General features: G+C 60.9%; 24 protein-coding genes. 11 read left to right on the top strand and 13 right to left on the bottom strand.

Features of this window, described 5'->3' with window-relative positions; translation table 11 throughout:
• Positions 1–143 precede the first annotated feature (143 nt).
• Positions 144–1,256, bottom strand: coding sequence for an NADH:flavin oxidoreductase (locus BLV11_RS08355; RefSeq protein WP_091812511.1), 1,113 nt, complete (start codon positions 1,254–1,256; stop codon positions 144–146).
• 138 nt (positions 1,257–1,394) lie between these two features.
• Between BLV11_RS08355 and BLV11_RS08350 the strand changes: the two genes are divergently transcribed.
• Together BLV11_RS08350 and BLV11_RS08345 are read left to right on the top strand one after the other, a co-directional pair.
• Positions 1,395–1,853, top strand: a complete 459-nt coding sequence (locus BLV11_RS08350) for a winged helix-turn-helix transcriptional regulator (RefSeq protein WP_091812510.1) — start codon at positions 1,395–1,397, stop codon at positions 1,851–1,853.
• 146 nt (positions 1,854–1,999) lie between these two features.
• Positions 2,000–2,719 carry an OmpW/AlkL family protein gene (locus BLV11_RS08345; protein ID WP_091812509.1) on the top strand — a complete coding sequence of 240 codons (720 nt, stop codon included), beginning with the start codon at positions 2,000–2,002 and terminating at the stop codon, positions 2,717–2,719.
• Positions 2,720–2,735: 16 nt separating this feature from the next.
• On the opposite strand, the gene BLV11_RS08340 is transcribed toward BLV11_RS08345, so the two are convergent.
• The 7 genes from BLV11_RS08340 to BLV11_RS08310 all read right to left on the bottom strand — a co-directional run bounded on the left by BLV11_RS08340 (position 2,736) and on the right by BLV11_RS08310 (position 7,590).
• Complete coding sequence (locus BLV11_RS08340; RefSeq protein ID WP_091812508.1) at positions 2,736–4,097, bottom strand: DEAD/DEAH box helicase; 1,362 nt, start codon at positions 4,095–4,097, stop codon at positions 2,736–2,738.
• A 262-nt stretch (positions 4,098–4,359) separates the two neighbouring features.
• The gene (gene arfB / locus BLV11_RS08335) at positions 4,360–4,770 is read right to left on the bottom strand and encodes an alternative ribosome rescue aminoacyl-tRNA hydrolase ArfB (RefSeq protein WP_091812507.1); all 411 of its coding nucleotides are present in this window, start codon (positions 4,768–4,770) and stop codon (positions 4,360–4,362) included.
• A gap of 16 nt (positions 4,771–4,786) precedes the next feature.
• Positions 4,787–5,434, bottom strand: coding sequence for a 5,6-dimethylbenzimidazole synthase (gene bluB, locus BLV11_RS08330; RefSeq protein WP_091812506.1), 648 nt, complete (start codon positions 5,432–5,434; stop codon positions 4,787–4,789).
• Positions 5,435–5,455: 21 nt separating this feature from the next.
• Positions 5,456–5,626: a DUF3012 domain-containing protein gene (locus tag BLV11_RS08325; protein ID WP_091812505.1), complete on the bottom strand. Its 171-nt coding sequence runs from the start codon at positions 5,624–5,626 to the stop codon at positions 5,456–5,458.
• Positions 5,627–5,646: 20 nt separating this feature from the next.
• Positions 5,647–6,087 carry a YtoQ family protein gene (locus BLV11_RS08320; protein WP_091812504.1) on the bottom strand — a complete coding sequence of 147 codons (441 nt, stop codon included), beginning with the start codon at positions 6,085–6,087 and terminating at the stop codon, positions 5,647–5,649.
• 89 nt (positions 6,088–6,176) lie between these two features.
• Positions 6,177–6,599: an MAPEG family protein gene (locus BLV11_RS08315; protein ID WP_091812503.1), complete on the bottom strand. Its 423-nt coding sequence runs from the start codon at positions 6,597–6,599 to the stop codon at positions 6,177–6,179.
• 91 nt (positions 6,600–6,690) lie between these two features.
• The gene (locus BLV11_RS08310) at positions 6,691–7,590 is read right to left on the bottom strand and encodes a LysR family transcriptional regulator (protein WP_091812502.1); all 900 of its coding nucleotides are present in this window, start codon (positions 7,588–7,590) and stop codon (positions 6,691–6,693) included.
• A gap of 116 nt (positions 7,591–7,706) precedes the next feature.
• Here BLV11_RS08310 and BLV11_RS08305 point away from each other — a divergent pair, with 116 nt between their 5' ends.
• The gene (locus BLV11_RS08305; protein ID WP_091812501.1) at positions 7,707–8,147 is read left to right on the top strand and encodes a DoxX family protein; all 441 of its coding nucleotides are present in this window, start codon (positions 7,707–7,709) and stop codon (positions 8,145–8,147) included.
• 68 nt (positions 8,148–8,215) lie between these two features.
• On the opposite strand, the gene BLV11_RS08300 is transcribed toward BLV11_RS08305, so the two are convergent.
• The 5 genes from BLV11_RS08300 to BLV11_RS08280 all read right to left on the bottom strand — a co-directional run bounded on the left by BLV11_RS08300 (position 8,216) and on the right by BLV11_RS08280 (position 13,577).
• The gene (locus tag BLV11_RS08300; RefSeq protein ID WP_091812500.1) at positions 8,216–8,611 is read right to left on the bottom strand and encodes an acyl-CoA thioesterase; all 396 of its coding nucleotides are present in this window, start codon (positions 8,609–8,611) and stop codon (positions 8,216–8,218) included.
• Positions 8,612–8,772: 161 nt separating this feature from the next.
• Complete coding sequence (rluF, locus tag BLV11_RS08295; protein WP_091812499.1) at positions 8,773–9,702, bottom strand: 23S rRNA pseudouridine(2604) synthase RluF; 930 nt, start codon at positions 9,700–9,702, stop codon at positions 8,773–8,775.
• Between the two features lie 196 nt (positions 9,703–9,898).
• A complete protein-coding gene (locus BLV11_RS08290) occupies positions 9,899–11,275 on the bottom strand; it encodes an amino acid permease (RefSeq protein ID WP_091812498.1) in 1,377 nt (458 codons plus the stop codon).
• A gap of 30 nt (positions 11,276–11,305) precedes the next feature.
• A complete protein-coding gene (gene eutC / locus BLV11_RS08285; RefSeq protein ID WP_091812497.1) occupies positions 11,306–12,172 on the bottom strand; it encodes an ethanolamine ammonia-lyase subunit EutC in 867 nt (288 codons plus the stop codon).
• On the bottom strand, positions 12,165–13,577 hold the full coding sequence (locus BLV11_RS08280; protein WP_091812496.1) for an ethanolamine ammonia-lyase subunit EutB: 1,413 nt from the start codon (positions 13,575–13,577) through the stop codon (positions 12,165–12,167). Before BLV11_RS08280 ends, eutC begins: the two co-directional genes overlap by 8 nt.
• Before the next feature lie 344 nt (positions 13,578–13,921).
• Between BLV11_RS08280 and BLV11_RS08275 the strand changes: the two genes are divergently transcribed.
• The 8 genes from BLV11_RS08275 (at position 13,922) to BLV11_RS08240 (ending at position 23,385) form a co-directional block, all read left to right on the top strand.
• Positions 13,922–14,344: a MerR family transcriptional regulator gene (locus tag BLV11_RS08275; protein ID WP_091812495.1), complete on the top strand. Its 423-nt coding sequence runs from the start codon at positions 13,922–13,924 to the stop codon at positions 14,342–14,344.
• Positions 14,345–14,408: 64 nt separating this feature from the next.
• Positions 14,409–15,575 (top strand): isovaleryl-CoA dehydrogenase, encoded by a 1,167-nt coding sequence (locus tag BLV11_RS08270; RefSeq protein ID WP_091812494.1) that lies wholly within the window; start codon positions 14,409–14,411, stop codon positions 15,573–15,575.
• A gap of 108 nt (positions 15,576–15,683) precedes the next feature.
• Complete coding sequence (locus BLV11_RS08265) at positions 15,684–17,291, top strand: carboxyl transferase domain-containing protein (protein WP_091812493.1); 1,608 nt, start codon at positions 15,684–15,686, stop codon at positions 17,289–17,291.
• A 16-nt stretch (positions 17,292–17,307) separates the two neighbouring features.
• A complete protein-coding gene (locus tag BLV11_RS08260; RefSeq protein WP_091812492.1) occupies positions 17,308–18,117 on the top strand; it encodes an enoyl-CoA hydratase-related protein in 810 nt (269 codons plus the stop codon).
• A complete protein-coding gene (locus BLV11_RS08255; RefSeq protein WP_091812491.1) occupies positions 18,117–20,105 on the top strand; it encodes an acetyl/propionyl/methylcrotonyl-CoA carboxylase subunit alpha in 1,989 nt (662 codons plus the stop codon). The genes BLV11_RS08260 and BLV11_RS08255 overlap by 1 nt, the downstream gene beginning before the upstream one ends.
• Positions 20,105–21,013, top strand: a complete 909-nt coding sequence (locus tag BLV11_RS08250) for a hydroxymethylglutaryl-CoA lyase (protein WP_091812490.1) — start codon at positions 20,105–20,107, stop codon at positions 21,011–21,013. The genes BLV11_RS08255 and BLV11_RS08250 overlap by 1 nt, the downstream gene beginning before the upstream one ends.
• 58 nt (positions 21,014–21,071) lie before the next feature.
• Positions 21,072–21,647, top strand: coding sequence for a peroxidase-related enzyme (locus tag BLV11_RS08245; RefSeq protein WP_091812489.1), 576 nt, complete (start codon positions 21,072–21,074; stop codon positions 21,645–21,647).
• A gap of 52 nt (positions 21,648–21,699) precedes the next feature.
• Positions 21,700–23,385 (top strand): AMP-binding protein, encoded by a 1,686-nt coding sequence (locus BLV11_RS08240; protein WP_091812488.1) that lies wholly within the window; start codon positions 21,700–21,702, stop codon positions 23,383–23,385.
• Positions 23,386–23,462 lie beyond the last annotated feature (77 nt).

The raw sequence follows: 23,462 nt of genomic DNA, 5'->3' as shown, positions 1-23,462 counted from the left end.
GGTTACGGATTGAACACGGTAACTGACGAACCCGCAGAATGCCGGGGTTTGACGAAGGCTGTCAATAAAAAACCCCGCCAAAAGGCGGGGCAAGGGGCGTCTACTCTTCGATAAACACAAACGGAGTGATCAATACCGCCTGATCAATACAGTTGGGTCAGGGACTTGCGGGCGAACGGCTCGACTTCATCCAGCCGCCCCTCCTTCACCTTGACCAGCCATTCCGGGTCTTGCAGCAGGGCGCGGCCCACCGCAATCAACTCAAACTCGTGATTGTTCATCCGTTCAACCAGTTCGTCGATACCGGACTGTTCCACCGATTCCTGCTGGCTGGCAAACGTGCCGCTGATGAAATCCTCAGTCAGGCCAACGCTGCCTACCGACATGGTCGGCACGCCGGTCAGCTTCTGGGTCCAGCCGGCCAGGTTCAGATCCGATCCCTCGAATTCCGGTTCCCAGAAACGGCGGGTGGAGGCGTGAAAGATATCAACACCGGCGTCCGCCAGCGGCTTCAGAAAGGCTTCCAGCTCTTCCGGAGACGCCACCAGACGGGCATCGTAGTCCTGCTGTTTCCATTGGGAGAACCGCAGCATGATCGGAAAATCCGGGCCGACCCGCTCACGCACCGCCTCAATGATCTCGATGGCGAACCGGGAGCGGTTAGCCAGCGAGCCACCGTACTCGTCGTCACGCTGATTCGTGCCTTCCCAGAAGAACTGGTCGATCAGGTAGCCGTGGGCGCCGTGGATCTCGACACCGTCAAAGCCGATGGCCTTGGCATCCTGGGCGGCATCGGCAAACGCCGTGACCACGTCCTGGATATCAGCCTTGCTCATCGCCTTGCCATTGTGCTTGCCCGGGGCAAACAGACCGGAAGGACTGTAGCCCGGCACCGCCGGATCCGGCTCGACACCTTCCTTGCGGACAGAACCGACGTGCCACAGCTGCGGGAAGATCTTGCCACCGGCTTCGTGGACAGCATCCACCACCTTCTTCCAACCCGCCAGGGCCTCCGCACCGTGGAAGGCCGGTACGTTGGGGTAACCGTTGGCGGCCGCGTGGTTCACCGTGGTGCCTTCGGTAATCAGCAGGCCCACGCCACCTTCCGCGCGGCGGCGGTAATACTCCACCACGTTGTCGCCAGGTACATTGTCGGGCGAGAAGTTGCGGGTCATCGGGGCCATTGCCACGCGATTGGCCAGGGTCAGGGATTTCAGTTCAAACGGCTCGAACATTGGGCCCAGATTCATAGTCATGCTCTTTGTCTCCACGCATTCCAGCGACAGGGGTTAAAGAGGCAACAGCCGATGGCCGCCGCCCTTCAATTCGGTTTCATAATGCAACCCTATTGAATCTGGTTTTAGTTTGCAACCCTTTTAGGTAGACTTACGGACATGGCCAGAAAACGTTTTGATGATTCCAATTGTTCCGTCGCTCGCGCCCTCAATGAGGTAGGCGACTGGTGGTCGCTGCTGATCGTGCTGCAGGCAATGTACGGCACCCGCCGCTATGTGGATTTCCAGCAACAGCTGGGTATCGCCAAGAACATTCTTTGTGACCGCCTCAGCCGCCTGGTGGAAAACGACGTGCTGGCCAAGGTCGATGTCGGCGAGCATGGCTCCCGCTATGAGTATCGCCTGACCGATAAAGGCCGCGACCTGTTCCCGGTGGTGATCGCCCTGCGCCAGTGGGGAGACAAATGGAACCCGGCGCCGGACCAGGCCGCCCTCGATCTCCGGGACCGCGCCAGTGGTCGACCGATCAGCCCAATGCAGGTGCAGGATGCCGACGGCAAGCCATTGGCCCTGCGCGACGTTTTCCTTCCTGATCTCGATGAAGAACAGGCCGGCTGACACGCCGGCTTTTGAGCCAGATCAAATTCGTCCCGCCCCGCCGGTACTGACCAAACCATAATTGTCGCAGGTCAATTTCTTACGCCGCGAGCACGGTAATCTTCGGCACATCCAATTTTTATTGCCTGTCGAACGAGGAAATTGTCATGTCCAGAGTGATCAAAACCGGCGCGCTCGCCGGCTGTCTGCTGATAGCCAGTGCGGCACAAGCTCACGAAGCGGGTGACTTCCTGCTGCGGGTCGGGGTGGTGTATGCCGATCCTCACGCCTCCAGCGGTAATGTCACGCTCGGTGGCGCCGGTGTTGGCGATGGTAACTGGCAGGTGGATGTCGATTCCGATACCCAACTGGGCATCACGGCTACCTACATGCTGACGGACAGCATCGGGATCGGCGTTCTTGGTGCCACGCCGTTCAAGCATGACATCAACGCTGCCGGATCTATTGCCGGTGCGGGCAAGCTGGGGGAAACCAAGCAGCTGCCACCAACCCTGACCGTTCAGTACTTTCCACTGGACCGCAACTCCCGGTACCAGCCGTACGTCGGCGCGGGTATCAACTACACCAATTTCTTTGAGGAGGATACCACCGCAACCCTGACTGGCGCGGTGGATGCAGCCCTCGGCGGTGGCGTCATTGACGACACCAACCTGCGGCTGGATGACAGCTTCGGACTGGCACTTGAGCTCGGTCTGGACGTCCAGCTGACGGATCAGCTCGGGATCAACGCCGCCCTGTGGTGGGCCGATATCGACACCACCGCCAAGATCGACGCGGTCCAGAATGGCCAGACCCTGGGCACCGCCGAGGTCGATGTGGACATCGACCCGATGGTGTACATGGTTGGCCTGACCTACGCCTTCTAGGACATCCGTCCCTTATCTATCGTGTACGCTGTGGTTTGGGTCCGCTTGAAGCGGGCCCTTTTTTTGTCCGGCCAGCGGAATTTCCAGCGGTACGCTGCTGACTTCTCGGCTGACCACTGCGGCCGGCACCAGAGCGACCGGCACCCGGCCGGCCTTCGCCGGAACGGGCCCCGCCAGAACGGGCACCACCGGGACGACTCCGGGCTTTCGACGGATCGGCCTTGGCCTTTGGCTTCAGCGGCAGGTTATTGAGCGGCTCAAAGCCGTCGACCACTTCCCGCGGAATCTGCTGACTGATCAGTTTTTCGATGCCTGCCAGCAATTTGCCCTCATCAGCACAGACCAGGGAAACGGCGTGGCCCCGCTCACCGGCACGGCCAGTACGCCCGATGCGGTGCACATAGTCCTCAGGCACGTTGGGCAATTCGAAATTCACCACCTGTGGCAGCTGCTTGATGTCCAGGCCCCGGGCGGCAATATCGGTCGCCACCAGCACCCGGATTTCACCCTGCTTGAAGTCAGCCAGAGCACGGGTACGGGCTCCCTGTGACTTGTTGCCGTGAATCGCCGCGGCGGTGATGCCATCACGCTCCAGTTTCTGGGTCAGCCGGTTGGCGCCGTGCTTGGTGCGGGTAAACACCAGCACCTGCTGCCAGTTCTGGTCATGCACCAGCTGACTCAGCAGGGCCGACTTACGGCTGGGATCCACCGGGTAAACGGTCTGTTTGATGGTCTGCGCCGTGGTATTACGGGGAGACACTTCAACCTGCACCGGGCTGTTCAGCAGGCCCTGGGCCAGCTTGCGGATATCACCGGAGAACGTGGCCGAGAACAGCAGGTTCTGGCGCTGCTGGGGCAGCAGGGCAAGAATCTTGCGAATATCGCGGATAAAGCCCATGTCGAGCATACGGTCGGCTTCGTCCAGCACCAGGATATCGAGGGCGGCGAAGTCCACCACACCCTGCTGGTGCAGGTCGAGCAAACGGCCCGGGGTCGCCACCAGCACATCCACGCCCTGACGCAGGCGACGGATCTGGGGATTGATCTTTACGCCGCCAAACACCACGGCGGAAGAGGTCGGCATGTACTTGCTGTACAGGGCAACACTGTCGCCCACCTGAGCCGCCAGTTCACGGGTCGGTGTCAGGATCAGCGCACGAATGCCCTTGCCCCGGCGTTCGCTCTGGGACAGGCGTTGTAACAGCGGCAGGGTAAAACCGGCGGTCTTGCCGGTACCGGTCTGCGCCGCAGCCATGACATCACGGCCGGAAAGCACCGCGGGAATGGCCTGGGACTGAATAGGGGATGGGCGATCATAGCCCTGATCGCTGGTCGCACGAACCAGCTGCTCGGACAGGCCGAGGGAAGAAAAACTCATAGGTTTCAACTCATGAAATAATGCCCGGACATTGCCGGGGGCGCCCGAAAAAAGTATTGGGCGTACTGGACGACTACGGTCACTCACCACGTGTGTGGGGTGCCGTCCTCTGACAGGTCGTTTCGGATGGGTCGCAGCGGCGTATCAGCCGGATACTGCGGAGTCCTTCGAGGCAGGATGGCGCCACACTACCAGAGTGATCAAGCAATAGCCAGCGCTGCTCCCCTGGACGTGGATGAAAAATGCGCAATACTGGCCCGGATTAGACCACCCGCCCCCGCAGAGACTTGGTCTGTGCCCGTTTGGTCTTGCTGTCCATGCGGCGCTGGCGGGCAGCCCGCGACGGTTTGGTGGGACGGCGGGCCTTATCTGTCCGGACCGCCGACAGGATCAACTCCCGTAACCGCTCCAGGGCATCGTCCCGGTTTTTGTCCTGGGTGCGATGACTCTGGGCTTTGATCACAATCACCCCGTCTTTGCTGATGCGCTGATCAGACAGCGCCAGCAGGCGTTCCTTGTAGAACGCGGGCAAACTGGAACGGCGAATATCGAAACGCAGGTGAACCGCAGAAGACACCTTGTTGACGTTCTGCCCACCAGCACCCTGGGCCCGGATCGCATGGATCTCGATTTCCCAGTCGGCAAGGCTAACGGCGTTGGAAATCTGCAGCATCTTGCCCCTCTCCGGCTCAGTCGTAGCCGTCCACGTAGATCACCGCATCCAGCGGCTTGCGACGGTCCCACTCCAGCCGTTCCAGTTCCGGAGTATCAAAGAACTGCCTGACGTAACCCAGGCACAGATACCCGACCAGCTTGTTGTCCGCCGGTGCATTCAACAGGTCCTTGACGGTGTCAGGGTTGAGGATGCTAACCCAGCCCATGCCCACATTGAGCGCCCGGGCCATCAGCCACATGTTCTGGATGGCACAGACCACGCTGTATTCGCCGACCTCCACCATCGAGGTCTGACCCAGCACCGGACCGTCGGCGGGTTTGTAGAACACCGCGATGTTCACCGGTGCTTCCAGGATACCCTCCAGCTTGAGGCGGGCATACAGGTCGCGACGATCACCGCTGAACAGCTCTTCGGCCTTGCCGTTCTGGGCCTCGAAGTCCGCCACCACCCGGCGCCGGATGTCGGGGTTCTCAACCATGACGAATTCCCAGGGCTGGGAATACCCGACCGAGGGTGCCAGCGTGGCGGCCCGCAGAATCTGCGTTACCACCTCCTCCGGCACGGGGTCCGGAAGGAAGTTGTTGCCGCGCACATCCCGCCGGTGGAGCATGATCTCCGTGAGCAGGTGCTGATCAGCCTCAGTGAACGCCCGGTTATCCATACTCAGCCCTGTCGGCTCCGATTAACGAAAGACGCAGTGCTTGGCGTAATCACCGGCGTCGTTGGCGCTCCACTCACCTTTCGGTGTTTCGTCCATGTTTTCACACCAGGCTTCACTGCCCACTTCCGGTGAACAACCGGCCAGCAGGGAAGCAAACAATCCGGCAACAAACAACATACTCAGTTTTTTCATGGTTTCACTCCTCGACTGCTTCAGGCAGTAATGACGTATTTAAGTATCTCGACGACCTGTTCCGGTGTCTGAGCCCAGGCCATGGCCGAGGCATCCACTTCCTTCAGCGGATGCACAATGTCTTCTCCGTGCAGGGTAATGTAAGGCGTCCCCAGAGCCGCGCAGAAGCCGGCATCAAAGGCCGCGTTCCACTGTTTGTACTTGTCGCCAAAACGGATGATGGCAACGTCGCAGGATTCGATCAGGGTCTTGGTGCGAATGGCGTTGACCTTGGATGACTGGTGGTCACGCCAGAAAGAACTCTCCGGCACACCCAGCATGTCACCGGCGGCGTCACTGGCATCGTGGTCGGTGACCGGGGAAGTGAATTCCACCGGCAGGCCCGCAGCCTCGGCTCCGGCCTGGATCTGCTCACGCCAGTCAGTGTGGATTTCGCCGGAAAGGTAAACCGTCCAGATCATCGGATTCTCCTGAATAGTAAAAGTCTGGCCCGAATGATACGCGAGCGGAGACCGGAATCACATTGTCCCGCCGGGAGACCGGCGTCAGGTTACAGTGCCAGCGCCGCCCGTACCGTCAACGCCACCAGCACCAGCGATGACAACGCAAACACCACAAAGCGCACCTCGATCCGGTTGATCAGCGCCTGCACCAGACTGTGCACCACCCGCAAACCGACGTAAGCCCAGGCCAGGGTCAGGTTCATCCCGTTGCCCTCTCCCAGTAACGCCAGGGTCAGCGTAATGGCGTAGAAGAGGGTCGGCTGTTCCATCAGGTGGTTGTAATTGTCGGCCTTCCAACGCACCCGCGATGGCAACTCACTCATCTGCTGCCCCTGCGGCGCAGAAGGATCAAGCACCATACCGGCCTGCTTCATCGCCGGCAAACGAGTGGCGTACATCCACAGCCACATGACCAGGGACCAGGCCACCAGGGCAACAACGGGGGCAAGAATCGGGGTTGAAACGGACATATCTGGCGCTCTATGTTGATGTTGTTAGAGGCATCGAAACTAACGGATTTTGTCGCTCATTCCCAGCACCCCGCGATACGCTCAGAGATGGCTAGGGGCCCGTCCGCTGACAGACCGACTGCAGGGCCCTGGCCAGGGCCCGGGTCGCCGGACCGGCACTGTCGCGATCGGCAAAAACCAGGCTCAGCACTTCCTGGCGACTGCCACCTTCCTCCAACGCCAGGGGCACCAGTTCACCGGATCCCAACTCCTCAGCGATATGTAACCGTGGCAACCAGGCATAACCCAACCCCTGCTTGACGAACTGAATCGAGGTCTTCAGGTGCGTCACGGTCCAACGCTGCTCGGCCCCCAGCCAGCCCGCATCCTGTTTGCGCTTGAGTCCGGAATCCCGAACCACGAACTGGCGGTGGTGACGCAAGTCCCTCAGCGTCAACCGCTCAGAGCTCTGCGCCAGCGGGTGGTCACAGTGGGCGACCGCTACAAATTCCTGACGGATCAGTTCGTTGCCCAGAAACCCCGGGGGCGGACGATGAGTAATGGCGAGGTCGGCATAGCCACTGAGCAGGGCCTCCTGGCCGCCAGACAGCACAGACTCGATGATCTGAACCCGGGTTGAACGGCTCTCAGGCACAAACTGCGCCATGGCTTCGCTGAGCAGCGGTGGCGGAAAAATTACATCCACCGCCAACCGCACCTCCGGCTCCCAGTCCTGGGCCAGATTGGTCGCCAGCCGTTCCAGGCTGCGCAGGTCTTCGATCAGGCTGCGGGCCCGCCGCAGCAAGACCTCGCCAGCCTCACTCAACTCCGCCCGGCGGCCCCGAATAACCAGAACATCAACCGGCAACTGCTCCTGGAGGCACTTGAGGGTGTAACTGACCGAGGACTGGCTCTTGTTCAGGGCCTCCGCGGCACGGGCAAAACTGCCTTCATCAACCACCGCAGCCAGCACAGCCCACTGTTCCAGGGACGTTCGAGGCAGAACCGTCATAACGCTCACAATCCATCTGATATTTAGATCATTATCCCCTTACTTTTGCACCTTTTGAACAATTTAATCGATGTAATCTGTACTCAATCCAATCACGTACTCACGGAGAACACGACATGAACACCACTTTCATCCAACACATGCTGTCTACCAACGCCAGCCTTGGCGCCCTGGCCCTGCGGATTCCTGCCGGCATTATCTTCATGGCCCACGGCGCCCAGAAACTGTTTGGCTGGTTTGGCGGCTACGGCCTCGAAGGCACCGGCCAGTGGATGGCATCCATCGGACTGGAGCCAGGCTACCTGATGGCCCTCGGTGCCGGCAGCGCCGAGTTCTTTGGTGGCCTGGCCCTGCTGATCGGTCTGCTGGTGCGCCCGGCTGCCGCCGTACTGGCGGTCACGATGGCCGTGGCGATCCTGAGCGTGCACGTCAGTAATGGTCTGTTCATGAGCAACAACGGCTATGAATTCGGCCTCGCCCTGCTGGCAATAGCGGTGTCGCTGGCCGTCACCGGCGGCGGTCGAGCGTCCGTTGACCGCGCGCTGAGCAAAGCCTGATCACCGGCCTTTCAGGCTGAAACAGAAACGGGAAGCGTAACGCTTCCCGTTGTTTGTTTCAGCGAGTGTCACTCGGGCAATTGATGCTCAGCCAGCCGGGCACGAATGTCGTCCGGAATCGGCATCGATTTCTCGGTTTGGTAATCGAAGTAGATCAGCACCGCCAAACCGGCAGCGACTTGCTTGCCATCCTGCCAGGCTTCCTGAATCACCTGGCAGGACGAGGTACCCACCTTGCCGATGTGGGTGCGAATATCGATGGGCTTGCCCCAGTAACTCTGGGCTTTCAGGTCTACCTCAATGCGAGCGAGAATCAGCGGCCAGGTCTTGAGGTCCAGGGACGGGTGGAACAACTCAAACACCGGCGCCCGGCCCTGTTCAAACCAGACCGGGTAGGCGGTATTGCTGATGTGACCGAGGGCATCGGTATCGTTGAAGCGGGGATCAATATGGCACTGGAACATGGCGAAAAACTCTGTGTTGTTTTGGTGAAAAAGCCCGCAAACCGGGTGTCAGTAGCGGTTATCAGAGCATGATCACGCACAGCAGGCAAAACGACCTTGGTGGCAGGCGCGCTGACCGAAAATTCCGGATCTCCACAGGGCAGTCACCGCCCGTGGTGCGGTCAGCTGGCTCGGCTGCGCTTGATGGAGGTTTTCCGCGCCTTCCGGGGTTTCCCCGATGTTGCGGGTTTTCGGGACTTGTTAGCCCCAGTGGAAGCCGACGGCTTGCGGGGTGGCCGCGCACCACCGGCTGGCAAGGACTTGCCCGGCCTTTTTGATCCGGATTTAGCCGCCGGTTTCTTCGCCTTTCTTGGCGTCGCCGGGGCCTCCGAAGAGGAATGCTCCACGGCTTTGAGCAACACCGAGAGTTCCTTTTCGGTCAGGTCCCGCCATTCGCCGACAGGCAGGCCCTTCAGACCGACGTTCATAATCCGGATACGTTCGAGTTTGGTGACTTCATAGCCAAAGTATTCACACATGCGGCGAATCTGGCGATTCAGGCCCTGAACCAGGGTGATCCTGAACACCTGAGGGGATTCCTTGCTGACCTTGCATTTTTTGGTGACCACACCAAGAATCGGCACACCCTGACCCATGCCCTCAATAAAGTCGTCAGTAATGGGCTTGTTGACGGTCACCAGGTATTCCTTTTCATGGTTGTTGCCTGCCCGCAACACCTTGTTGACCAGATCACCGTTGTTGGTCAGGAAAATAAGTCCCTGGGAATCCTTGTCCAGCCGGCCGATCGGAAAAATCCGGGTACTGTGCTTCACGAAATCAACGATATTGTCCTTTTCGCTGCTTTCGGTTGTGCTGACAATGCCAACCGGTTTGTTCAGTGCCAGAAAGACAAAATGCGCCTCATCCTGCGGCTCAATCAGCTGACCGTTAACCCTCACCGTATCCCCGGCGTTCACCCGGTCGCCGATGGTCGCCCGCTTGCCGTTTATGTACACATTGCCCTGTTCAATGAAGCGGTCCGCCTCCCGTCTGGAGCAGATGCCACTGTCGCTTATGTATTTGTTCAAACGGGTTGATGAGGCATTAAACATAAATTGTCGTCTTACACGGCCTGGGTAGGGTGGGGTCGGAGCAAACTGGCATCAGGGTAGCATATCCGCCCTGCCCGGAATTCGGAAATGACAATCCACCTGGCCGTGGACATTGGCGGAAAAGGCGGTGTTGGCAGGACAAAAAACCAGGAAGGCAGCTGTGGTGCCTCCCTGGGTTCTTCGCTCACAACACAGTTCAGGCGGCGCCGGGCACCGCTACCGGTTCGTCGTCCAGATCGTGCTCGGCCTGGGCCAGCAGGGCAAACTCTTCCTCAGCCGTCTTGGCCACCAGGCGGTGTTTGCTGTAGCCAAAGTAGTAGGCCGCACCCACTACGAACAGCAAGAGAGTGTAGTTGAAGGCCCGGGGATCAAAGGCGTAGACACCGGTCAGGGCAACCAGCGACAGCACCAGAGCCACGGCGGAGGTGAACACTCCACCCGGAGTCCGGTAGGGCCGCGGCAGGTCCGGCTGGCGGATACGCAGCAGGATGTGACTCAGCGCCATCAGCGCGTAAGACAGCGTCGCACCCACCACCGCCATGCCCAGAATCAGGTCGCCTTCTCCGGTCAGTGACACCAGAAAACCGAACACACCAGGCACCACCAATGCCCAGGTCGGCGCCTTGCGCTCGCTGGTCAGGGACAGGAAGCGGGGCAGATAGCCGGCCCGGGACAGGGCAAACACCAGGCGGCTGTAACCGTAGATGATGGAGAAAAACGAGGCGATCAGACCGGCCAGCCCCAATACATTCACCACCGTGGCCAGGGTGTGGTTACCGCTGACCTTGAGCGCATCCACCAGCGGCACAGCACTGCTGCCCACCGCTTCCGCTCCGGCCGCTCCGGCCAGCAGGAACACCACCAGTACCGCAGTAAACAGCAGGAAGACCATGGCGCCGATGATGCCCTTGGGCACGTCCCGCGCCGGATTCTTGGCTTCCTCGGCCGCCAGAGGAACACCTTCCACCGCCAGGAACAGCCACATGCCGAACGGCAGCGCCGCCCACACCCCGTACCAGCCCAGCGGCATGAACTCACTGGCACCGGCAGCGTCGGTCACCGCAATGTCGAACAACCGGCTGCTGTCGAAGTCACCAATCAGCGCCGCCGCCGTGGCCAGGATGGCAAACACCGCCAGACCACTGATCACCATCATTACCTTGAGCGCTTCCCCCACGCCGGCCAGGTGGATGCCCACGAAGACCAGGTAGAACACCGCATACACCCAGGGGCCGTTAATCCCCAGCAACTCCTCCACCGCAGCGCCAATAAAGATGACAATCGCCGCTGGCCCTATGGCCTGGCGGGCGAAGCTGTAGCCGCCACCGGCCGCCGGAATCGCCGCCGACATTTCTGCCAGCGACAGCACCAGCGCGAAGTACATCACCGCCATCAGTGCCGCAGCGATGGCAAAACCGCCCCAGCCGGCCTCGCCGATGCCGAAGTTCCAGCCGGCAAAGTCCCCGGAAATGACATACGACACCCCCAGCCCGGCCAGCAGCACCCAGCCAGCGGTTCCCCGCTTCAGCTGGCGCTTGGCCAGGTAATCCTGATCAATTGCGTTCTTGGACATGGATATTCCTCTGTAGTCAGTAAAAAGCCGTCAGTTAAGGAGAAAGTTCGTCGTTTCTTGTTGATGCTCGATGACGTTATCTTCGGTGCGGTCTTTGAGGCGAACCCCCGACAGCTTCTGTCGACGGGACTCGCGTAACAGGTACAGCATTCGACGCGCGGCGTCGGTGGGTGTCAGGCCCGCAGGGCGGACGTTGGAAATGCAGTTGCGGAAGGCGTCGGTGAGCCCGGCCTTCGGCGCCCAGGTCAGGTACAGGCCAAGGCTGTCCGGCGAACTCAATCCCGGACGTTCGCCCACCAGCACCAGTACCGCGCTGGCATTGAGCAGCTCTCCCACCTCATCCCCCACGGCCACCCGGCCCTGGCGAACCAGTGTCAGGGGCGCCAGCCGCCAGGGCTGTTCACCGTCTTCCTGCAGCTGGGGAATCAGGGCGCTGAGAAACGCCACCGTGTTGTCCTGAATCGCCCGGGACGACAGCCCGTCGACCACCACCACCGCCAGATCAAACGGCTCAGCGGCCGATTCGTTCTGTTGGCTCAGCAGTGCCCGCGAGGGGTCATCCAGCCGCCGCCCCAGATCCGGTCGCTGCAGATAGACCTGGCGATCGCCTGCCCGGCTGTGCAGCACCAGGGGATCGGCAAAGGGCAACACAGTCGCTGCAGAGATACCCTGAGCCAGCGCGTCGGTATCAAGGGGCAGGTGCACGGCATCCTGGGCCTGGGCATGGGCCAGCTGGAACGCCAGCAGTTCATGGGTCGGCAGGCTGACGCCGGCACGCCCCAGCCCGATACGGGCATCGGTAAAGGCCCGCAACCGGTTCCAGGGATTGTCAGTGACGCCGCCGCGGTCCCCCGACGCTGGCTGGCGCGGGTCTGATGACTTGGCTCGGTCAGTCATGGTGCTTGTCCTCCGGCAGGTGGCTCAGGGTATGGGCGAAGGACGGCGGCAGGGTGTCGTGCAGCAGGTGGTTGTCGACATCGCGGAAAATTTCCATCTGCGCCAGCCAGCGCTCAAACTCCGGCGCCGCACGGGAGCCCAGCACCCGACGGGCATAGAGCGCATCGTGGAACGAGGTGGTCTGGTAGTTGAGCATGATGTCGTCAGATCCGGGAATGCCCATGACAAAGGTACAGCCGGCCACGCCCAGCAGGGTCAGCAGGTTGTCCATGTCGTTCTGGTCGGCTTCGGCATGGTTGGTGTAGCAGACATCACAACCCATGGGCAGGCCCAGCAGCTTGCCGCAGAAATGGTCTTCCAGACCGGCGCGGATAATCTCCTTGCCATCAAACAGGTATTCCGGACCGATGAACCCCACCACGGTATTCACCAGCAGCGGCCGGAACTTTCGGGCCACGGCGTACGCCCGCACCTCACAGGTTTGCTGATCAAGTCCGTGATGGGCGTTGGCCGACAGGGCACTGCCCTGCCCGGTCTCGAAGTACATGACGTTGTTGCCCACCGTGCCGCGATTGAGAGACTGGGCCGCGGCCTCCGCCTCGGCCAGTACCTTGAGGTTAAAACCAAAGCTGCTGTTGGTCGCTTCAGTCCCGCCGATCGACTGGAACACCAGGTCCACCGGTGCCCCCTGTTCGATCGCCTCCAGGGTATTGGTCACATGGGTCAGCACACAGGACTGGGTCGGGATCTGGTATTTCTGGATCACCTCGTCCATCAGCTTCATCAGCTTGACCGCTTGCGCCACGTTGTCCGTCGCCGGGTTGATACCGATCACCGCATCGCCATTGCCATACAGCAGCCCGTCCAGAATACTGGCGGCGATACCGGTAACATCATCGGTCGGATGGTTCGGTTGCAGGCGGGTGGAAAGGTGACCGGGCAGCCCGATGGTGTTGCGAAAGGCGGTGCTGACGTGGCACTTCTTGGCGGCCAGGATCAGATCCTGATTGCGCATCAGCTTGCTTACCGCCGCGGCCATCTCAGGCGTTATGCCCGCGCGGACTGCACGCAGTACCTGCGGCGTGGTGCTGTCACTGAGCAGCCAGTTACGGAAGTCGCCGACAGTCAGGTGAGAAATCGTGCTAAATGCCCCGGCGTCATGCTCATCCATGATCAGCCGGGTGACCTCGTCGGTTTCGTAGGGCACCAGGGCTTCGTTCAGGAACGTCTTCAGCGGTAGTTCGGCCAGTGCCATCTGGGCAACGACCCGCTCCTCTGCCGACTGGGCAATCACCCCGGCCAACCGGTCTCCGGAGCGGGCCGGTGTTGCCTTGGCCATTAAATCGGCAAGGTTTTCAAACTGATACGTTCTTACCCCTAACGTATAGTCATACTTGTTTTTCATGTGATGCCTATTCTGATGACCGATCGCTGAGTGAATTCGGGCCACTGCAGCGGAATGAAACTGGCTTTTATTCACCCTATCGGTAATTCCCCATGCCCGTTATCAAGATTCGGCAAACGTTATTTTTCTATTAATAATCAAAGTGATAAAAGTTAAAAAGAACAGCAAACTGCGATAATTCAAGCGCCGAACAGAGGATGATGCACCTTACGCACAATCAAAATGCCCCAAAAAGGGTCCTGGCTCGCCCAGCGGAACGACCCAATTTTCGGCATTCGGCCTTTCAAACCACTTTACGTTTACGTAAACTTCTTCTAACCTTGGTCTAAAACAGGAACGCCGCCATGGTCGAAAAAAGAACATTCAGCATCAGTGAACTCTCCCAGGAGTTCGACGTCACCACCCGGAGCATTCGTTTCTACGAGGATCAGGGGCTGTTGAAACCCTCCCGACGTGGGCAGACCCGAATCTTCAGTACCAAGGACCGGGTACGTCTGAAGCTCATTCTTCGGGGCAAACGCATGGGCTTCACCCTGGCGGAAACCAAAGAGCTGTTTGACCTCTGGGACGAAACCGAGACCGGCAACGAGAAGCAGTTGCTCAAGCTGCTGGACATCCTCGAAGCCCGACGCGCGCACCTGGAACAGCAAAAGAACGACATTGCCCAGGCAGAGATGGAAATGGACACCGCCGAAGCGCGGTGCCGGGATGCTCTGGCTGAACTGCGGAAGAAACAAACACCAGAGCTGGTGAAAGACAAATCCTAGCGAGCTGCCAAAACGCAGTGGCAGCCCTCAAACAACAAGAGTCCGATAAAGTAGGTAGCCAACGATGAAATCACAGTACTCAGAACTCAATTTCGGCCTCGGCGAAACCCTCGATATGCTACGGGAGCAGGTCAACGGGTTTGCTGCCGCCGAAATTGCCCCACGCGCTGAAGAAATCGATCGCAACAACGAATTCCCCATGGATCTGTGGCGGAAAATGGGCGACATGGGGTTGCTGGGGATTACCGTGAAGGAAGAATACGGCGGCTCCGACATGGGCTATCTGGCGCACGTCATCGCCATGGAGGAGATCAGCCGCGCGTCCGCCTCCGTTGGCCTCTCCTACGGTGCCCACTCCAACCTGTGCGTGAACCAGATTCACCGCAACGGCACCGAAGAACAGAAGCAGAAGTACCTGCCGAAACTGATCAGTGGCGAACACATTGGTGCCCTGGCGATGTCTGAACCCAACGCCGGTTCCGACGTCATCTCCATGAAACTGCACGCCCGCGACGAAGGCGACCACTATGTGCTGAACGGCAACAAGATGTGGATCACCAACGGGCCGGATGCCAACACCTATGTCATCTACGCCAAGACCGATCCCAGAGGCGGCTCCAAAGGCGTCACCGCCTTTATCGTGGAGCGCGACTACCCGGGCTTCAGCCGCCACCAGAAGCTCGACAAACTGGGCATGCGCGGTTCCAACACCTGCGAACTGGTGTTCGAAGACTGCAAGGTGCCCAAGGAAAACGTCCTCGGCGGCGAGGGCAACGGCGCCAAAGTGCTGATGAGCGGCCTGGACTACGAACGCCTGGTGCTCTCCGGCGGCCCGCTGGGGATCATGCAGGCGGCCATGGACGTCACCGTGCCCTACATCCGCGAGCGCAAGCAGTTCGGCCAGGCCATCGGCGAATTCGAACTGGTTCAGGGCAAGGTGGCGGACATGTACACCTTCATGAACACCGCCAAATCCTACGTCTACATGGTGGCCCAGTCCGCCGACCGCGGCGAGACCACCCGTAAGGACGCCGCCGGTGCCATCCTCTACTCCGCCGAAATGGCCACCAAGCTGGCGCTGGACGCCATCCAGCTGCTCGGCGGCAACGGCTACATCAACGACTACCCCACCGGTCGCCTGCTGCGGGATGCCAAGCTGTATGAAATCGGCGCCGGCACGTCGGAAATCCGGCGGATGCTGATCGGCCGTGAATTGTTCCTGAACAAATAATCACGCCGGTCCAAGCGACTACTCCCACATTTATTCGAGGGGGTGGCGGGCGGTCCTCACGGGAACCGCCCGCCACCCCCGGTTGCCCCGTTAAAGAAGGCTGGGAAAATGACCGTACTGCAGAGCAAAATAAACCCCAGGTCCGACGAATTTCAGGCCAACAAAGCCTCCATGGCCGAAGCCGTCGCCGACCTGCGCGACAAAGTCGCCACCATCCAGCAGGGCGGTGGCCCGTCCTACCAGGAACGCCACGTCGCCCGCGGTAAACTGCTGCCCCGGGAGCGCATCAACCGCCTCCTCGATGACGGCTCGCCCTTCCTGGAAATCGGCCAGTTCGCCGCCTACAACGTCTACGATGAAGAAGTACCCGCCGCGGGCGTGGTCGCCGGCGTCGGCCGGGTCTCCGGCACCGAATGCATGATCATTGCCAACGATGCCACCGTAAAGGGCGGCAGCTACTACCCGCTGACCGTCAAGAAGCACCTGCGGGCCCAGGAAATCGCCCTGGCCAACCGTCTGCCCTGCATCTACCTCGTTGACTCCGGCGGTGCCAACCTGCCCAGACAGGACGAAGTCTTCCCGGACCGTGACCACTTCGGCCGCATCTTCTACAACCAGGCCCGTATGTCCGCCGACGACATCCCCCAGATCGCCGTGGTGATGGGCCTGTGCACCGCCGGTGGCGCCTACGTACCGGCCATGGCCGATGAATCCATCATCGTGCGCAACCAGGGCACCATTTTCCTCGCTGGCCCACCGCTGGTGAAAGCGGCCACCGGTGAAGTGGTCAGTGCCGAAGACCTCGGCGGTGCCGATGTGCACTGCAAGATCTCTGGCGTGGCTGACCACTACGCCGAGAACGACGCCCACGCCCTGGAAATCGCCCGCCGCAGCGTCGCCAACCTCAACCGCCGCAAACCGGTGCCGGTGGAAGTGCAGAAGCCCCGCGCACCGCTGTACGACGAAGAGGAAATCTACGGCATCGTCGGCACCGACCTCCGCAAGCAGTTCGACGTCCGGGACGTCATCGCCCGCATCGTCGACGGCTCCGAATTCGACGAATTCAAACGCTACTACGGCCAGACCCTGGTGACCGGCTTTGCCCATATTCACGGCTATCCGGTTGGCATCATCGCCAACAACGGCATCCTGTTCAGCGAGTCGGCCCAGAAAGGCGCTCATTTCATTGAACTGTGCTGCCAGCGCAACATCCCGCTGTTGTTCCTGCAGAACATCACCGGCTTCATGGTTGGCCAGAAGTACGAAGCCGAAGGCATCGCCAAGCACGGTGCCAAAATGGTGATGGCGGTGGCCTGCGCCGAAGTACCGAAGATTACCGTGCTCATCGGCGGCAGCTACGGCGCCGGCAATTACGGCATGTGTGGCCGCGCCTACAGTCCCGATTTCCTGTGGATGTGGCCCAATGCCCGCATCTCGGTGATGGGCGGCGAGCAGGCGGCCGGCGTGTTGGCCCAGGTTCGCCGCGAAGGCCTCGAACGCAAGGGCGAAAGCTGGAGCGCCGAGGACGAGGCCGCGTTCAAGAAACCCATCGCCGATACCTATGAACACCAGGGCCACCCCTACTACGCCAGTGCGCGGCTGTGGGACGACGGCGTGATCGATCCGGCCCAGACCCGGGAAGTGGTCGCCCTCAGCCTGTCTGCCACCCTGAACAGACCCGCGAAGCCCACGCGCTTCGGCGTGTTCCGCATGTAACCGGGGGAGCCAAACCATGTCAGAACAGGAAACCGCGGTTCTGCTCAAGCGTCGCGCTGGTGGCGTCACCGAGGTGGTGCTGAACCGTCCGGACAAACGCAACGCCTTTGACGATGTAATCATCCAGCAGCTGATCCAGGCGCTGGCGCAGGTCGACGCGGACCAGGACACCCGGGTGGTGATCCTGCGTTCCGAAGGCAAACACTTCTCCGCCGGGGCGGATCTGGGCTGGATGCGGCGGATGGCCGACAACAGCCGCCAGGACAACCTCGACGACTCGCGGCAACTGGCGCGGCTGATGAACGTACTGAACCATCTGTCCAAACCGGTCATCGGCTTGGTTCAGGGTGCAGCGTTCGGCGGCGCCGTCGGGCTGGCCGCCTGCTGCGACATCGTACTGGCCACCGAGAAAGCCAGTTTCTGCCTGAGCGAGGTCAAACTGGGCCTCATCCCGGCGGTGATCAGCCCTTACGTGGTGCGCGCCATCGGCGAACGCCAGGCCCGACGCTACTTCATCTCCGCCGAGGTGTTCAGCGCCCGCGAGGCCCAGGAATACGGTCTGGTGCATCTGGTGTGTGACGACCTCGAGGCCATGGAGCAGCGCTGCAACGAACTGCTCGCCCAGCTCGCCAACAATGGCCCCGAAGCCATGACCGCTGCCAAGGATCTGATCTTTGCCGTCAGCCATAAGCCCATCAGCACCGAGGTAATTGACGACACCGCGCACCGAATTGCCGACATCCGCGTTGGCGAGGAAGGCCAGGAAGGCCTTGGCGCCTTCCTCAACAAGCGCAAGGCCAACTGGATTCCGGGAGATAACCAATAATGTTTAACAAGATACTGATTGCCAACCGGGGCGAAATCGCCTGCCGGATCATCCAGACCGCCCGCCGCATGGGCATTCGCTGCGTGGCCGTCTATTCGGACGCCGATGCCAACGCCCGCCACGTTGCCATGGCGGACGAAGCCTTCCACATCGGCCCCGCAGCCAGCTCGGAAAGCTACCTGCGCAGCGACAAGATCATCGAGATTGCCCGCCAAAGCGGCGCCCAGGCCATTCACCCGGGCTACGGCTTCCTCTCCGAGAACACCGACTTTGCCGAGGCCTGTGAGGCCAACGGCCTGGTGTTCATCGGCCCACCGTCTTCCGCCATCGCGGCCATGGGCTCCAAATCCGCCGCCAAAGCCATTATGGAAAAGGCCGGCGTGCCCCTGGTGCCGGGCTACCACGGCGCCGACCAGTCCCCCGACCTGCTGCGGTCCGAGGCCGAGACATGTGGCTTCCCTCTGCTGCTGAAAGCTGTCGCCGGTGGCGGCGGCAAGGGCATGCGCGTGGTGGAAAGCATGGCCGAGTTTGACGAGGCCCTCGCGGCCGCACAGCGGGAGGCCAGAAACGCCTTCGGCAACCCCGACATGCTGATCGAACGTTACCTGACCCAGCCCCGGCATGTGGAAATCCAGGTGTTCTGCGACCAGCAGGGCAACGGCATCTACCTGGCCGAGCGGGACTGCTCCGTGCAGCGCCGCCACCAGAAGGTGCTGGAAGAGGCCCCGGCGCCCGGTCTCAGTGACGACACCCGCAAGGCCATGGGCGAGGCCGCCGTTCGCGCCGCCCAGGCCATCCATTATGTGGGAGCGGGCACCGTCGAGTTCCTCTATGACGTGGACGGTTCCTTCTTCTTCATGGAGATGAACACCCGCCTGCAGGTTGAGCACCCGGTCACCGAGATGGTGACCGGCCAGGACCTGGTGGAGTGGCAGCTCAAGGTGGCCTGGGGTGAAGCCCTGCCGCTGCGCCAGGATCAGGTCCGCACCCGCGGCCACGCGGTGGAGGCACGGATCTACGCCGAAGACCCGGATCAGGACTTCCTGCCGGCCACCGGCACCCTGCGCTACCTCAGCACCCCGGACGAATCCGCCCACGTGCGGGTGGACACCGGGGTCACCGAGGGCGACGAGATCAGCATCCACTACGATCCGATGATCGCCAAGCTGATCGTCTGGGACGACAGCCGCGAACAGGCCGTCAACCGCATGGTGCAGGCATTGGAGCAGTACCGCATCGCCGGCCTGAAAACCAACATCCGGTTCCTGCATGCCACGGTGGACAGCCAGCCATTCCGCGAAGCCGACCTGACCACCGACTTCATCAACCGTCACGACGCACTGCTGTTCCCGAAATCCCGACTCGACCTGGACAAGGCCCTGGTGCTGGCGGCCGGCTTCGTGCTGGAACAGCGCAAGTCGATCGAACCGGTCACTGCCGACCCCTGGTCGCCCTATGGCCGCAGGAACAGCTGGCGGATGAACTCCGAATACGCCCAGCCACTGGCGCTGCAGGTGGGTGATGACATCCACGAGCTCAAGATCCTGGAACGGGACGATCGCTATCAGGTCTTCGTCGGCGACAGCGTTTACCACCTCAATGCCCGGCTCGACGAGGATTACCTGCAGGCGGTGATCAACGGCCATCGCATCAGCGTTCACGGCAACCTGCACGACGATGAACTGGTGCTGTTCTACGAGGGCGACACCTTCAAATGCACCGTCTACCGGGAAACCTACGGCGCCGAGGAATTGGCCGGTGAAGGCAGCCTGGCCGCGCCGATGAACGGTGCGGTGGTCGCCATTCAGGCCAAGGTGGGTGATCAGGTGAGCACCGGCCAGACCCTGGTGATTATGGAAGCCATGAAGATGGAGCATGCGATCAAGGCCCCCGCCGACGGCGTGGTCAGCGACATCTTCTTCGCCGAGGGCGATCAGGTATCCGAAGGCGCCGAGCTCATCGCCATCGACACCGGGGAGGCAGAGTAATGGCCTTTCCCAAGCAGGTTCGGCTGGTGGAGATGAGCCCCCGGGACGGGCTCCAGAACGAGCCCGGCCCGGTCATCGCCACCACCATCAAAACCGGACTCATCGACCGTCTCGCCGATTGCGGCCTCCGCCATATCGAGGCCGCCAGCTTTGTGTCCCCCAAATGGGTGCCGCAGATGGGTGATGCCGCCGAGGTGATGGCCGCGATCGGCCGCAAGGCCGGCGTCCGCTATTCTGCCCTCACGCCCAATTTGAAGGGATTTGAGAGCGCCCTGGCCGCCGGGGTAGACGAAGTGGCCGTGTTCGGTGCCGCCTCAGAATCCTTTACCCGCAAGAACATCAACTGCACGATTGCCGAGAGCCTGGAGCGATTTGCGCCGGTGGTCGAGGAAGCCCGCAAGCATGGCATCCCGGTCCGGGGTTACGTCTCCACGGTGCTGGGCTGCCCCTACGAAGGTGAGATCCAGCCTGAGCAGGTGGCGACCGTCGCCAAGGCCCTCTACGACCTGGGCTGCTACGAAATCTCCCTCGGCGACACCATCGGTGTGGGCACGCCGCTGAAGGCCAAACGCATGCTGGAAGCCGTCTCCAGAGACATCCCGATGGCGCACCTGGCGGCCCACTTCCACGACACCTACGGGCAGGCCCTCGCCAACCTCTACGCGGTTTTGGAAGAAGGCATCGCCGTTATCGATGCTTCGGTTGCAGGTCTCGGCGGCTGCCCGTACGCGAAAGGCGCGTCCGGCAACGTGGCCACGGAAGATGTTCTGTACCTGTTGAACGGCCTGGGCATCGAAACCGGCGTGGATCTTGAAAAGCTCGTCGCCACTGGCGACTGGATCAGCGGCCAGTTGAACCGGCGCAACGGTTCTAAAGTCGGCCAGGCACTGGGCGGACCATGCCAGTGATGGCGGGCGGGAGCGGACTTCCGCCAACCCACCAAAATTGAAGGGAAGGAACCATAGAATGACCCACCAAAACGTAGTGGCCCTGGATCTCCCCATCCCGGAGATCAGCGACCTGCCAGAAGACATCCAGAAGTACTTCCAGATCTGCCAGGACAAGCTCGGCATGATCCCTAACGTACTCACCGCCTACAGCCAGAACCTCCAGCAACTCGACGGCTTCTCCAGACTCTACAACGAACTGATGCTGGGCGATGGCGAACTGTCAAAGCTCGAACGCGAGATGGTCGCCGTGGTGGTCTCCTCCGAGAACAAGTGCTTTTACTGTCTGGTCGCCCATGGCGCAGCGGTGCGAGTGTTGAGCGGCGACCCGCAACTGGGCGAACACCTGGTCATGAACTATCGCAGCGCCAAACTCGATACCCGTCAGCGTGCCATGCTCGATTTCGCGTCGCACCTGACCCGATCCCCGGCCACCGTCACCGAAGACACCATCCAGACACTCCGGGACGCGGGCCTGAGCGACCGGGCCATATGGGACCTGAGTAACCTGGTCGGTTTCTACAATATGTCCAATCGCGTGGCGATCGCCAGCGACATGCAACCCAACCCCGAGTATCACAGCCAGAGTCGCTAGCAAGTACTCACACTTGCTTGCCCTCGAATACAAAAACAACGGAGGCAGAGACATGAGCAAGACTCTCCCAAGCTACACCAGCGGAACCGCTGACGTCCCCCTTCTGGGTATGACCATTGGCGAAATGCTGGACCGTACGGCAGAGAAGTACCCCGATACTGAAGCCCTGGTGTGTCTGCACCAGGATATCCGCTGGACCTACCGTGAATTCGTGGAAAAGGTCGATGAAGCCGCACGGGCGTTCATGGCGATCGGCGTAAAACGCGGCGACCGCGTCGGCATCTGGGCGCCGAACCGTTACGAGTGGACGGTCACCCAGTTTGCCACCGCGAAGGTGGGTGCCATCCTGGTCAACATCAACCCCGCCTACGGCGTGCACGAGCTCAAGTACGCCATGAACCTGGCCGGTATCAGCGTGCTGGTGACGGCGGACAGCTTCAAGGCTTCCAATTACCGGGAGATGCTCTACGAACTGGCGCCGGAGCTGAAACACAGTGCCCCCGGCAAGCTCAAGGCCGAGAACGTGGCCGATCTGCGCGCAGTGATCAACGTCCACCAGGACAGCCACGACGGCATGTGGACCTGGCAGGCCTTTGTCGGCTTTGCCAGCGAGGTAACTGCCGAAGAACTGGCCAGCCGCCAGGACTCACTGCAGTTCGACGACCCGATCAATATCCAGTTCACCTCCGGCACCACCGGCAACCCCAAGGGTGCCACCCTCACCCACCACAACATCCTCAACAACGGTTACTTCGTGGCCGAGAGCCAGCGCTACACCGAGAAAGACCGGCTGGTCATTCCGGTGCCGCTGTACCACTGTTTCGGCATGGTGATGGGCAACCTGGGCTGCATCACCCACGGCGCCACCATGATCTACGCCGACGAGGGCTTTGAACCGACATCGGTGCTTCGTGCGGTCCATCAGGAAAAAGCCACCGCCCTCTACGGCGTACCCACCATGTTCATTGCCGAACTGGCCGATCCGGAGTTCGACAGCTATGACCTCTCGTCGCTGCGCACCGGCATTATGGCCGGCTCGATCTGCCCGGCAGAGGTGATGAAGCAGGTCAACGGCAAGATGAACATGAAGGAAGTGCAGATCGCCTACGGCATGACCGAGACCAGCCCGGTATCCACCCAGACCAGTTCCCTCGACCCGTTCGAAAAGCAGGTCACCACGGTCGGTCGTACCCAACCCCACCTGGAGACCAAGATCGTCGATCCGGGCAGCGGCAACGTGGTGCCCCGTGGTGAGATCGGCGAACTGTGTACCCGTGGCTACAGCGTGATGCTGAAGTACTGGAACAACGAGGAAAAGACCCGCGAAGCCATCGACGATGCCGGCTGGATGCACACCGGCGACCTGGCCACCATGGACGAGGAGGGGTATATCCAGATCGTTGGCCGAATCAAGGACATGGTTATTCGCGGTGGTGAGAACATCTACCCGAAGGAAATCGAGGAATTCCTGTATACCCATCCGTCCATCGAGGACGTTCAGGTCACCGGCATCCCGGATGAGAAGTATGGCGAAGAACTGATTGCCTGGGTGAAGCTGCGCCCGGGGGCGGAACAGGTCACCGCCGACGACCTGCAGGCCTTCTGCAAGGGCAAGATCGCCCACTTCAAGATCCCGCGTAACTACAAGTTCGTGGATGCCTTCCCGATGACCGTCACCGGGAAGATCCAGAAGTTCAAGATGCGGGAAATTTCCATCGCAGAGCTGGGACTCAAGTAACCCTTCAATAAAAAGGCCACCCAAGCGGGTGGCCTTTTTTGTTTCCGGATATCCCGACCCGCCAGCGGCTGGCCGGC

Source organism: Marinobacter mobilis, from assembly GCF_900106945.1.
GTDB lineage: Bacteria > Pseudomonadota > Gammaproteobacteria > Pseudomonadales > Oleiphilaceae > Marinobacter > Marinobacter mobilis.
This window is presented reverse-complemented; position numbering and strand designations above follow the sequence as displayed.

Excerpts from the sequence above, each read along its gene's own strand:
- BLV11_RS08300 (WP_091812500.1), bottom strand. The coding sequence starts at position 8,611 with ATGTTCCAGTGCCATATTGATCCCCGCTTCAACGATACCGATGCCCTC.
- BLV11_RS08315 (WP_091812503.1), bottom strand. The coding sequence starts at position 6,599 with ATGTCCGTTTCAACCCCGATTCTTGCCCCCGTTGTTGCCCTGGTGGCC.
- BLV11_RS08275 (WP_091812495.1), top strand. The coding sequence starts at position 13,922 with ATGGTCGAAAAAAGAACATTCAGCATCAGTGAACTCTCCCAGGAGTTC.
- BLV11_RS08355 (WP_091812511.1), bottom strand. The coding sequence starts at position 1,256 with ATGACTATGAATCTGGGCCCAATGTTCGAGCCGTTTGAACTGAAATCC.
- rluF (WP_091812499.1), bottom strand. The coding sequence starts at position 9,702 with ATGTTTAATGCCTCATCAACCCGTTTGAACAAATACATAAGCGACAGT.
- BLV11_RS08340 (WP_091812508.1), bottom strand. The coding sequence starts at position 4,097 with ATGAGTTTTTCTTCCCTCGGCCTGTCCGAGCAGCTGGTTCGTGCGACC.
- BLV11_RS08320 (WP_091812504.1), bottom strand. The coding sequence starts at position 6,087 with ATGATCTGGACGGTTTACCTTTCCGGCGAAATCCACACTGACTGGCGT.
- BLV11_RS08270 (WP_091812494.1), top strand. The coding sequence starts at position 14,409 with ATGAAATCACAGTACTCAGAACTCAATTTCGGCCTCGGCGAAACCCTC.
- BLV11_RS08280 (WP_091812496.1), bottom strand. The coding sequence starts at position 13,577 with ATGAAAAACAAGTATGACTATACGTTAGGGGTAAGAACGTATCAGTTT.
- BLV11_RS08325 (WP_091812505.1), bottom strand. The coding sequence starts at position 5,626 with ATGAAAAAACTGAGTATGTTGTTTGTTGCCGGATTGTTTGCTTCCCTG.
- bluB (WP_091812506.1), bottom strand. The coding sequence starts at position 5,434 with ATGGATAACCGGGCGTTCACTGAGGCTGATCAGCACCTGCTCACGGAG.
- BLV11_RS08255 (WP_091812491.1), top strand. The coding sequence starts at position 18,117 with ATGTTTAACAAGATACTGATTGCCAACCGGGGCGAAATCGCCTGCCGG.
- BLV11_RS08345 (WP_091812509.1), top strand. The coding sequence starts at position 2,000 with ATGTCCAGAGTGATCAAAACCGGCGCGCTCGCCGGCTGTCTGCTGATA.
- BLV11_RS08245 (WP_091812489.1), top strand. The coding sequence starts at position 21,072 with ATGACCCACCAAAACGTAGTGGCCCTGGATCTCCCCATCCCGGAGATC.
- BLV11_RS08290 (WP_091812498.1), bottom strand. The coding sequence starts at position 11,275 with ATGTCCAAGAACGCAATTGATCAGGATTACCTGGCCAAGCGCCAGCTG.
- eutC (WP_091812497.1), bottom strand. The coding sequence starts at position 12,172 with ATGACTGACCGAGCCAAGTCATCAGACCCGCGCCAGCCAGCGTCGGGG.
- BLV11_RS08305 (WP_091812501.1), top strand. The coding sequence starts at position 7,707 with ATGAACACCACTTTCATCCAACACATGCTGTCTACCAACGCCAGCCTT.
- BLV11_RS08240 (WP_091812488.1), top strand. The coding sequence starts at position 21,700 with ATGAGCAAGACTCTCCCAAGCTACACCAGCGGAACCGCTGACGTCCCC.
- BLV11_RS08250 (WP_091812490.1), top strand. The coding sequence starts at position 20,105 with ATGGCCTTTCCCAAGCAGGTTCGGCTGGTGGAGATGAGCCCCCGGGAC.
- BLV11_RS08350 (WP_091812510.1), top strand. The coding sequence starts at position 1,395 with ATGGCCAGAAAACGTTTTGATGATTCCAATTGTTCCGTCGCTCGCGCC.
- BLV11_RS08310 (WP_091812502.1), bottom strand. The coding sequence starts at position 7,590 with ATGACGGTTCTGCCTCGAACGTCCCTGGAACAGTGGGCTGTGCTGGCT.
- BLV11_RS08265 (WP_091812493.1), top strand. The coding sequence starts at position 15,684 with ATGACCGTACTGCAGAGCAAAATAAACCCCAGGTCCGACGAATTTCAG.
- BLV11_RS08260 (WP_091812492.1), top strand. The coding sequence starts at position 17,308 with ATGTCAGAACAGGAAACCGCGGTTCTGCTCAAGCGTCGCGCTGGTGGC.
- arfB (WP_091812507.1), bottom strand. The coding sequence starts at position 4,770 with ATGCTGCAGATTTCCAACGCCGTTAGCCTTGCCGACTGGGAAATCGAG.